The organism is Nocardioides insulae DSM 17944 (genome assembly GCF_000422825.1).
Lineage (GTDB): Bacteria > Actinomycetota > Actinomycetes > Propionibacteriales > Nocardioidaceae > Nocardioides > Nocardioides insulae.
In genome coordinates, this window is the sequence record NZ_AUGU01000020.1 from 56,939 (window position 1) to 66,180 (window position 9,242).

Annotated in this window: 7 protein-coding genes; all 7 read right to left on the reverse strand. The window is 71.6% G+C overall.

Going from position 1 to position 9,242, the window contains the following annotated elements:
- Nucleotides 1–48 precede the first annotated feature (48 nt).
- Nucleotides 49–1,569 (reverse strand): Ppx/GppA phosphatase family protein, encoded by a 1,521-nt coding sequence (locus G515_RS0110090; protein ID WP_028660038.1) that lies wholly within the window; start codon nucleotides 1,567–1,569, stop codon nucleotides 49–51.
- A 2-nt stretch (nucleotides 1,570–1,571) separates the two neighbouring features.
- Nucleotides 1,572–3,305: a SulP family inorganic anion transporter gene (locus G515_RS0110095; protein ID WP_028660039.1), complete on the reverse strand. Its 1,734-nt coding sequence runs from the start codon at nucleotides 3,303–3,305 to the stop codon at nucleotides 1,572–1,574.
- Between the two features lie 88 nt (nucleotides 3,306–3,393).
- Nucleotides 3,394–5,019 (reverse strand): PHA/PHB synthase family protein, encoded by a 1,626-nt coding sequence (locus tag G515_RS0110100; RefSeq protein ID WP_028660040.1) that lies wholly within the window; start codon nucleotides 5,017–5,019, stop codon nucleotides 3,394–3,396.
- A 47-nt stretch (nucleotides 5,020–5,066) separates the two neighbouring features.
- Entirely contained in the window at nucleotides 5,067–6,644 is a 1,578-nt protein-coding gene (locus G515_RS0110105; RefSeq protein WP_028660041.1) for a long-chain-fatty-acid--CoA ligase, read from the reverse strand.
- Nucleotides 6,645–6,693: 49 nt separating this feature from the next.
- Nucleotides 6,694–7,320 carry an RBBP9/YdeN family alpha/beta hydrolase gene (locus tag G515_RS0110110; protein ID WP_051218180.1) on the reverse strand — a complete coding sequence of 209 codons (627 nt, stop codon included), beginning with the start codon at nucleotides 7,318–7,320 and terminating at the stop codon, nucleotides 6,694–6,696.
- Between the two features lie 37 nt (nucleotides 7,321–7,357).
- Complete coding sequence (locus tag G515_RS0110115) at nucleotides 7,358–8,695, reverse strand: MFS transporter (RefSeq protein ID WP_157571071.1); 1,338 nt, start codon at nucleotides 8,693–8,695, stop codon at nucleotides 7,358–7,360.
- A 135-nt stretch (nucleotides 8,696–8,830) separates the two neighbouring features.
- Nucleotides 8,831–9,242 (reverse strand): 3-keto-5-aminohexanoate cleavage protein (locus G515_RS0110120; RefSeq protein WP_028660044.1); only part of this gene is annotated, 412 nt, incomplete at its 5' end.

Below are 9,242 nucleotides of genomic sequence, written 5' to 3' on the forward strand. Positions count from 1 at the left end.
ACGGCGTGGCCCGAACCCACCGCGGCGGGGGATCGGTGGCGTTCGTGCTCAGCCGTCGCCGCCGAACCGTTGGAGGGCGACCCCGTGCCGAAGGCCGCGGTCGCTGACGGTCATCGCCTCCTGCCCGGTGAGCGCGAGGATGGTCCGCACGATGCAGGCACCGGCGAGGATCACCTCGGCGCGGGCGGGCTGGAGACCGGGGAGTTCACGCCGAGCGTCCGCGGAGAGCCGACGGTAGGTCTCGATCTGGCGCTCGACCTCGGTCACCTCGAGCACGGTGCCGTGGACGACGGCCGGGTCGTAGTTGACCAGCCGGTGCAGGTGGGCCGCGAGGTTGGTCGACGTACCGCCGATCGCGATCACCGTGTCCGGTCGCGGGCCGTGTCGTAGCCGGTCGAACTCCTCGGCGAGGGCGGAGCAGGCGGCGTCCACGGCCTCCCTGGGTACGGCGTCCGCCAGCCCGAACCTCTCGGTGATCCGGACAGCGCCCACGTCGAGGCTGAACTGCTCCTCGATGCCGGTCGCGGTGCCGCGGGTGAACTGGCTGCTCCCCCCACCGGAGTCGAAGACCAGGAGCCGATCGCCGCGAAGCGGCAGGGCCGACACCGCGGCCCGGTAGGCCACCTCGGCCTCCTCGACCCCCGAGATCACCTCGACGCCCACCTGGCACCGGTCATGGACGGCGGCGAGGAAATCCTCGCGGTTCGACGCCTGGCGCAGACCGGCGGTGCCGACCGCCACGACGGCCACCGGTCCGTCCCGGCGTGCCTGGGTGAGGAACCCGTCGATCGCCGCGACGGTGCGGTCCATGGCAGCAGGGGCCAGTTCCCCGGTCTCCGCCAGCCCCTCACCGAGCCGGGTGACCGCCGCGGTGTCGAGCAGGGTCTCGGGTGTGCCGTGCTCCCGCCGCCGGCCCAGCAGGAACTTCACCGAGTTGGTGCCGACGTCGAGGACGGCGAACCTGCCGGGCCACCACTGCAGAAGTGCCTTGAGCCCCGCCGCCATGCAGGTGTTGCGCCGCCCCTCCATGCCGAGTCTGCGGACCGTGCGGACCACCAGGTCGGGGTCCGGCGACTCCACCGCCGCGGTCCGGGTGCTCCGCCCGTCTGCGGTGAGGTCGGTGAGCTCGACCATGCAACCGTCGAGCGTCCCCTGTCGACGGAGCTTGCGGGTCTGCACCACCCGCAGACCGGGACGAGCGCCGACCAGCGCCGCCAGGGACCCCACGTCCGCCACCCCGCCCATGGGTCGGGTCGTGCCGGGGTCTCCCAGGGCCTCGAGGACCGCCGCCACCTCCGCCTCGTCGAGCGGGAACGGGGACTTCATCGTCGGCACCCACAGCTGGAGGCCGGCGTCGTTGAGGGCACGCAGGATCTTGGCGTCCAACAGGCCCGCCCGGACCTTGACGGAGGCGTCGCCGTGCAGCGACAGCAGATAGTGCTCCCGGCTCTCGACCGGCGCAACCCCGCGCAGGAACCCCCAGACAGGGTCGTCGGGGAGGTCGCCGAAGGTGCGCCACTCCCATCGTGGGACGACGACGGGCGCGGCTGCTGGGGTGGGTTCGCTCATGGTCACCGCTGATCACCTTCCTGGCCGTCGGGTGGTCGCCCGAGAGCACTGGACATCGCTGTCACGGCTCGGTGGACGTTGCCGTGTATGTGGTCGGCACCGAGCCGCCCGACCGCGCCCTCCCGCTCCAGCACCCGGCGTACCGGCGGGCGTACGGCGGCCAGCCGCAGCTCGACCTGCGAGGCCTCGGCCATCGCGGTGATCTCCGAGATGGTGGCGGCCCCTTGGGAGTCGATGAAGTTGACGCCGGCGAAGTGCAGGACCACGCCGTCCACCTCGGGACGCAGGATCAGGGCGCGCACGCGGTCCAGGAGGGAGTCCGCGGTGGCGAAGAAGACGCCGCCGTCCACGCGCAGCAGGACGATCCCGGGGAACGTCTCGTCGTCGGGATGCTCCTCGCGGTCCCGGAAGACCTGGGTTCCACGCTCCCGCCCCAGTTCCGATATCCGTGGGTGGGTGACGACGTGGACCAGCCACAGCAGGGAGAGCACGATCCCCACGACGACGCCGGCGAGCACCCCGAGCACCAGGGTGCCGACCAGCGCCGCCATCGCCACCCAGAAGTCGATCCGGGACACCCGCCGCAGCCGGCGCATCTCGGCGACGTCCATCATCCCCGCGACCACGGCCTCGATGATCAGGACGGCGAGCACCGGCTGGGGGAGGGCGGAGAACAGGGGCGCGAGCACGAGCAGGGCCCCGAGCACGATGACGCCCGAGGTGATCGACGCGAACCCGGTGCGGGCCCCGGAGCGGTCGTTGAGGGAGCTCGCGGACAGGCTGGTCGAGACCGGCATGCCCTTGAGGAGCCCCGCGCCGATGTTGGCCGCGGCCTGGGCCACCGACTCCTGATCGATGTCGACGCGATAGTGGTGCCTGGTGGCGAAGGCCCGCGCATCCCCGGCGGTCTGGGAGAACCCGATCATGACCAGGGCGAAGGAGGCCAGCAGCACCGTGGGCCCGTGATCCACGAGCAAGCCCACGTCGGGGATCTCCGGTGCCGGCAGCCCGCGCGGGATCTCGCCGACCACGACCACGCCGCGCTCCTCCAGGTCCAGGACCCAGGAGGCGATCAGTCCACCGACCAGGAGGACCAGGGCGGCCGGCACCTGGCGGGCGAACCGGCGCAGGACGAGGACCACCGCGAGGGCCGCGGTGGCGACCAGCACCGTAGCGACGTGCGCCCCGCCGAGGGTCGAGAGCCAGGACCGGAGCTCCTCGAGCACGGTGCTGCCCTCGCCCTCGGTGCCGGTCAGCTTGGGCAGCTCACCGATGACGACGTCGATCGCGGCACCGAACAGGAACCCCGTGACCACCGCACGGGAGAGGAACTGGGAGAGCCACCCCATCCGGAACACCGCCAGGACCAGGAAGAACAGGCCGCTGGTGAGGGTGATGCCCGCGACCAGGACGGCCACCTCGGTGGAATCGCTCAGCCCCGCGGCCAGGACGGCGCCGCCAGCGACCGCCGCGAGCCCGGAGCTCGGCCCCATCGAGATCTGCCGGCAGGTGCCGAAGACGGCGTAGAGGATCGCGCCGGCGGCCGCGGCGTACAGGCCGTGCTCGATGGGTACGCCGGCGACCCCGGCGTAGCCGAGGCTCTTGGGGATGATCAGCGCGGCCACCACGGCTCCGGCGACCAGGTCGGGCCGCAGCCAGGACCGCCGGTAGCCGCGCGCCTGGTCCAGGATCGGCAGCATCCGTCGGGTCGAGGTGGAGACCGGCCCTGCCGCCATGGCGGGCAGCATGTCGCGGCACCGGGTGAGCCCGCACCACCCCGGCCGGGGTGGGCTCACCCGGTGCCGGTTCACCGGGCCTCGGGGCTCACGCCTCGCGGACGTAGCGGCCGGGCGCCGGCTCCAGCGGCGGATGCAGGTCGCTGCCCAGCCGGGCGGGGGCGGGTCGCTCCTCACCCGAACGGGTGGCGACCCACTCCGCCCAGTGGGTCCACCAGGTGCCCTGGTGCTGCTCGGCGCTCTGGAGCCACGCCTCGGGATCGGGGCCCGGCTCGGGACCGGTCCGGTAGTGCGACCTCGGGTTGCCCGGCGGGTTGACCAGGTGCTGGATGTGCCCGCCGCCGGAGAGGACGAAGGTCGCCTCCCCGCCGAAGAGTTGCGTGCTGCGGTAGGCGCCCTGCCACGGCACCAGATGATCCGTCTCGGCGCCGACGACGTAGACGTCGCTGCTCACCTCGCCCAGATCCACCCCGCTGTCGCGGACACGCAGCTCGCCGGGCTCGGCGAGGAGATTGTCCTGCGCGATCGCGAGCAGGTCGCGCTGGAGCGCCCCCGGCAGCCGGTTGGTGTCGTCGTTCCAGGCGAGGATGTCGAAGGCCGGCGGCTGGTTGCCCATCAGGTAGTTGTTGACCCAGTTGCCCCACACCAGGTCGTTGGGCCGCAGCCAGGAGAAGACCGCCCCGATGTGCTTGCCCTCGACGATCCCCGCGGTCTCGGTGGCCCGACCAGCCGCCCGTACCAGCCCGGGATGCAGGAGGATGCCGGCGACGTTCGGCACCGACATGTCGAGCAGGGAGACCCCGAAGGAGGCATGCGCGACGCGATCATCGCCGATCGCGGCCAGATGCCCCATCGTCGCGGCGAGCAGTTGACCACCCGAGCACAGCCCGACCGCGCCGATCCGCTCGCTGCCGGTGATCTCCTGGATCGCGGTCATCGCCTCGACCAGCGCCCCCACATACGTGTCGAGTCCCCACTCGGCGTGGTCCTTGGTGGGATTGCGCCAACTGGTCACGAAGACCGGGATGCCCTGAGCCACGGCGTGCTCGATGAAGGATCGGTCGGCGGCGAGGTCGAGCACGTAGTACTTGTTGACCATCGACCACACCAGGAGCAGCGGCACCGAGCGCACCGTCGGCGTGCTGGGGGCGTACTGGATGATCTCCACGACCTCGTTGCGGAAGACCACCTCGCCAGGCGTCGTCCCGAGGTTGTCGCCGAGCTGGAACGGAGCGGAGTCGACCGACCGCGGCATCGGCCCGTGCCGGCGCAGGTCGCGTACCAGGTTCCGGCCGCCCCGTACGACGCTGCCCCCGCCGGTGTCGAGCACCCGCTTGAGCGCGGCCGGGTTCCCGGCCAGGGTGTTGGTCGGGGCCAGCGTGCTGGCCAGGATGCCGGCGGCGAAACGAGCGCGCTCGCGGGTGGCCCAGTCGACCTCGGCGTCCTCCACGGCCGCGCTGATCGCCTGCTCGAGCGCGAGGTAGGCCTGGCCCAGGCGGCGGTAGAGGGGATTCTCGGTCCAGGCGGGATCCGCGAACCGCTTGTCGCCGCGACCCGGCGAGAGGTCGGACCGCCCGGTCACGGCGGCGCACAGTTGAGCGGACAGTGAGGCGGCACGCCCGACCACTCCTGGGGTGCTGCGGATCGTGGTGATCAGGGCGCCGGTGGCGCTCCGGGCCAGGCCGGGCGGAACGGCGGGGGACAGGGTGGGCATGAGTTCTCCTGGCGGGTACGTCGAGGTGAGGGGTCGGCGCCGAGGCGTCAGACGGCGGGGCGCATGGACTCGGCCGGGGACTCACCGAGTTCCCGCTTGAGGATCTTGCCGGTCGAGGTCATCGGCAGGCTGTCGACGTATTCGACCTGGCGGGGGTACTTGTAGGCCGCCATCTGCTCCTTGGCCCAGGCGACCAGGGCCTCCTCGGTGAGGTCGGCGTCGTCGTGCCGGATGACGTAGGCCTTGATCTCCTCGCCGTGGGACTGGTGGGGGACGCCGACGACGGCGGCGAGCGAGACCGCGGGGTGGGCCATCAGGACCTCCTCGATCTCGCGGGGGTAGACGTTGAAGCCCCCGCGGATGATCAGATCCTTGGCCCGGTCGACGATGTAGTAGAAGCCGTCGGCATCCCGGCGAGCGAGGTCGCCGGTGCGGAACCAGCCGTCCCGGATCACCTCGGCGGTGGCCTCGGGCCGGTTGTAGTAGCCCTTCATCACGTTGTGGCCCCGGATCGCGATCTCCCCGACCCGGTCGGCCCCTTCCACCGTGTGCCAGTCCTCGTCCACCAGGCGGCACTCCACCCCCCAGATGGGGACGCCGATCGACCCGGCCCGGGACGGCCGCGCCCGGTCGCTGAAGGTCGCCAGCGGAGACGTCTCGGAGAGGCCGTAGCCCTCCAGGATCTGCACGTGGAACCGCGCCTGGAAGTCCTTCATCATCTCCACCGAGAGCGCTGCGCCCCCGGAGACCGCCACCCGCAGGTTGCGGGCGATCCGGTCGACGTCGACGCCGTCGTTCAGGGCGCCCATCAGGCCCCAGTACATCGTGGGAACGCCGGCGAAGAAGGTGATCTCCTCACGCTCCAGCAGGCCCAGCGCGGAGGATGCGTCGAAGCGGGGGAGCAGCACCAGGGTGGCGCCGTCCGAGATGCCCGAGTTCAGCTGCACCGTCGAGCCGAAGGAGTGGAAGAGCGGGAGCGCGACCAGGTGACGCTCGTGCCCCTCGGGATGGCTACCGAACTGCCGGCGACAGGTCAGCGTGTTCAGGACCAGGTTCGCGTGGGTCAGTTCGGCGCCCTTGGGGCGGCCGGTGGTCCCACTGGTGTAGAGGATGACCGCGGTGTCGGTGGCCTCGGTGGCCACCGACTCGAACTCCTCCGCGCATCCGGCGAGGGCATCGACCAACCTCTCGGCCCCGTGGATGTCGCCGTCCTCCTCGGCGGTGATCAGGAAGAAGTGCTCGCAGGTGTCGACCTCACCGAAGGCGGCCCAGCCCTGCGGACCCATCGGCAGGGCGCGGGAGCCCTCGAAGCAGAAGTAGGCCACGGCGTCGGAGTCGGCGAGGTGGTAGGCGATCTCGCGCCTCTTGAGCATGAGGTTGAGCGGTACGACGACCGCGCCCGCCTTCAGGATGCCGTAGTAGACCGCGACGAACTCGGGGGTGTTCGGGCAGCTCAGGGCCACCTTCTCGCCCGGCTTCACGCCGCGCTCGACCAGCAGGTTCGCGACCCGGTTGGCGTAGGCATCGAGGGCGGCATAGGTGAGCCGGATGTCGCCGAGCACGACGGCGTCCCGGTCCGGGTGGGTGCGGGCGCTGTGCTCGAGGAGCACGGAGAGGTTCAGCATGGGTCGGTTCCTTGGGTTCCTGGTGTCGGGAGGTTCGGGGATCGGTGGCTCAGGACGCGTTCGCGCGGACCGGGCCGGACTGGAGCAGGGCGAGTTCGTCGAGGAGTTGCAGGGCCAGCGGCCACTCGCCGTAGCCGGCGGCGGGGTTCAGGTGTCCGACCGAGCCGACCTCCACCAGGCGGCTGCCCCACGCCTCGGCCATCGACCGCACCCGCTCGGGGTCGCCGAGGGGGTCGTTGGCGCTGGCGGCGAGGATGCTCGGGAACGGCAGCGGGGTACGGGGGATCGGGAGCCAACCCGCCTCGCCGAACTGTGCGAGCGAGGGATAGGACGGGTGCAGCTCCTCGGCGAGGTCGGGGGGCGTGGCCAGCAGGGCGCCGTCCACCGGCGTCGGCCGGTCGGTGCCGTACCGGTGGGCCCAGTGGACCGTGGTGAGGACGCCGGCGCTGTGGGCGACGATGGTGACCGGACCGTCGATCTGCTGGATCAGATCCTCCAGGTCGGCGACCCGCCCGTCCAGATCGTCCTTCGGGCGGCCCGGCGGCATCACCCGGACGTGGGGCAGGCGTGCCGCCAGGTGGGTCTGCCAGTGGTCCTCCACGTGGCCGCGGAGGCCCGGCACGATGACGAAGGTCCGGGGTCGGACGGGGTTGTGGCGCTCAGTGGTGTGTGACATCGTGCCGGGTCTCCTGTGCTGGTCGGGCGGGTCGAGGTCAGGCGGCGTCGACCGCGCCGGCCTTGCGGATGCTGCTGGGGTAGGCCTTCCGGCCGATGATCAGGGCGGCCAGGGCCAGCACCGAGACGAACGGTGCGACCTGGAGGGCGCCCTCGAGGCCCAACCGGTCGGCGATGATGCCGACGACGAACGGGCCGGCGGCCAGGCCGAGCAGGTTGTTGGCCAGGGTCAAGGTCCCGAACGCGGTGGCCCGGATGGAGGCCGGCGTGAGGTTCGCGACCATGGCGCCCGCCGGGCCGGTGGTGCCGGCGGTGAAGAACGCGCCTGCCCCGATCAGGACCAGCTGGACGGTTCCCGGCTCCTGGGCGAAGCCGAGGGCGAGCAGCACCAGGGACACCGCGGCGTAGACGATCGCCGAGGTCCACTTGCGGATCGGGACGGTACGGGCGATGGCGTCGGTGATCATCCCGCACACGATCATTCCCACGCCCATCAGCAGGATGAACACGGCGGCGAGCGCACCGGCGCGGTCGGCCGGGAGACCGTACGCACGGTTCAAGAAGCTGGGGAGCCAGGCGAACAGGGTGCCGGTCACGAACAGTTGCAGACCGCTGCCGACGTACGCGCAGATCACGGCGGGGGTGGAGACCAGGGTGCGCAGGGGGGCCCGGCTCGGCCGGCCGGTGGCCGCGCCCGGAGTGCCGGTCGCGTTGTCGGGGTGCTGGTGTGCAGCGAGCTTGCGGTCCGAGACCAGCAGGGCGTACAGCGCGACGAGCACCAGGCCGATGATCGCCATCACGCCGAAGGACCAGCGCCACCCCAGCTGCACGGCGATCAGGCCGCCCAGGAAGACACCGAGGACCGAGCCGAAGGAGCCGCCGGCCATGAACGCGCCGGTCAGGGAGGCGCGTCGGGCCGGTGAGAAGACCATCAGGACGACGGCCAGGCCGACGCTGCCGTAGGCGGCCTCACCGAGGCCGATGAAGAACCGGGCCAGCATCATCTGCTCGTAGTTCGCCGCGACGGCGGACCCGAGGGTGGCCAGGCTCCACACCGCGGCCATGGCGACGATCGCCTTGGACCGGCCCCACCGGTCACCGGCGAGCGAGAGCGGCACGGCGAGGACACCGACGGTCAGGGCGACGATGCTGGTCATCCCGCCGAGCTGGGCGTCGGTGAGCGCCCATTCGAGCTTGAGCATCGGGAAGACCGCGGCGAGGACCTGACGGGACATGTAGTCCGAGAGCAGGAGCCCGAAGGTGAGGACGAAGACGAGCCAGGGGAACACCCGTGAGAGGCGTGCGGTGCTCGGGGCGGCGGACGGCGAGGAACCAGGTGTGAGGGTCTGGTCGGCGAGTTGGTCGGTGGTGGACATCGGTGCTCCCAGGGCGGAAGGAGTGGATCGCGAGGTTCGCGGGGATGGAGCCGTGAAGGCAGGGGGAGCCGACACGGGGCACCTCGAACAGGTCGGTGCCCCGCGTCGGACCGGGTTCAGCGTCGGGTCGGGCGGTCAGGCGTGGAAGGTGAAGCCACGCTCGCCGGGACGGCGGTTGGGTGCGTAGCCGAGCCGGGCCAGGGTTTCGTCGACCGAGTCGTAGGTCTGGCCGATCCGGTAGATGTCGCGGGCCTCCTTGCCGGTCGCGACGTCGCGGCCGAGCTCGCCGGCGATGCGGACCAGCTGCTCGATCTGCTGGACCGAGGTCATCTTCTCGCCCTTGGCGCCCCAGATGGTGTCCTCGTTGCCGACCCGGCAGTGCAGGCCCATGGCCAGGGCCATCGTGTTGACCGGCAGGGTGCTGCGCATCAGGGTCTCCAGGGTCAGGCAGGCGCCGTCGGGGACCCGGTTGATGAAGTTCATCATGTTGTAGGGGTTCGGGCCGTCGAAGCCGCCGCCGATGGCGACCCAGGTCAGGTTGACCGGA

Coding starts and splice junctions, on each gene's coding strand:
- G515_RS0110090 (WP_028660038.1), bottom strand. CDS start 1,569: ATGAGCGAACCCACCCCAGCAGCCGCGCCCGTCGTCGTCCCACGATGG.
- G515_RS0110095 (WP_028660039.1), bottom strand. CDS start 3,305: ATGGCGGCAGGGCCGGTCTCCACCTCGACCCGACGGATGCTGCCGATC.
- G515_RS0110100 (WP_028660040.1), bottom strand. CDS start 5,019: ATGCCCACCCTGTCCCCCGCCGTTCCGCCCGGCCTGGCCCGGAGCGCC.
- G515_RS0110105 (WP_028660041.1), bottom strand. CDS start 6,644: ATGCTGAACCTCTCCGTGCTCCTCGAGCACAGCGCCCGCACCCACCCG.
- G515_RS0110110 (WP_051218180.1), bottom strand. CDS start 7,320: ATGTCACACACCACTGAGCGCCACAACCCCGTCCGACCCCGGACCTTC.
- G515_RS0110115 (WP_157571071.1), bottom strand. CDS start 8,695: ATGTCCACCACCGACCAACTCGCCGACCAGACCCTCACACCTGGTTCC.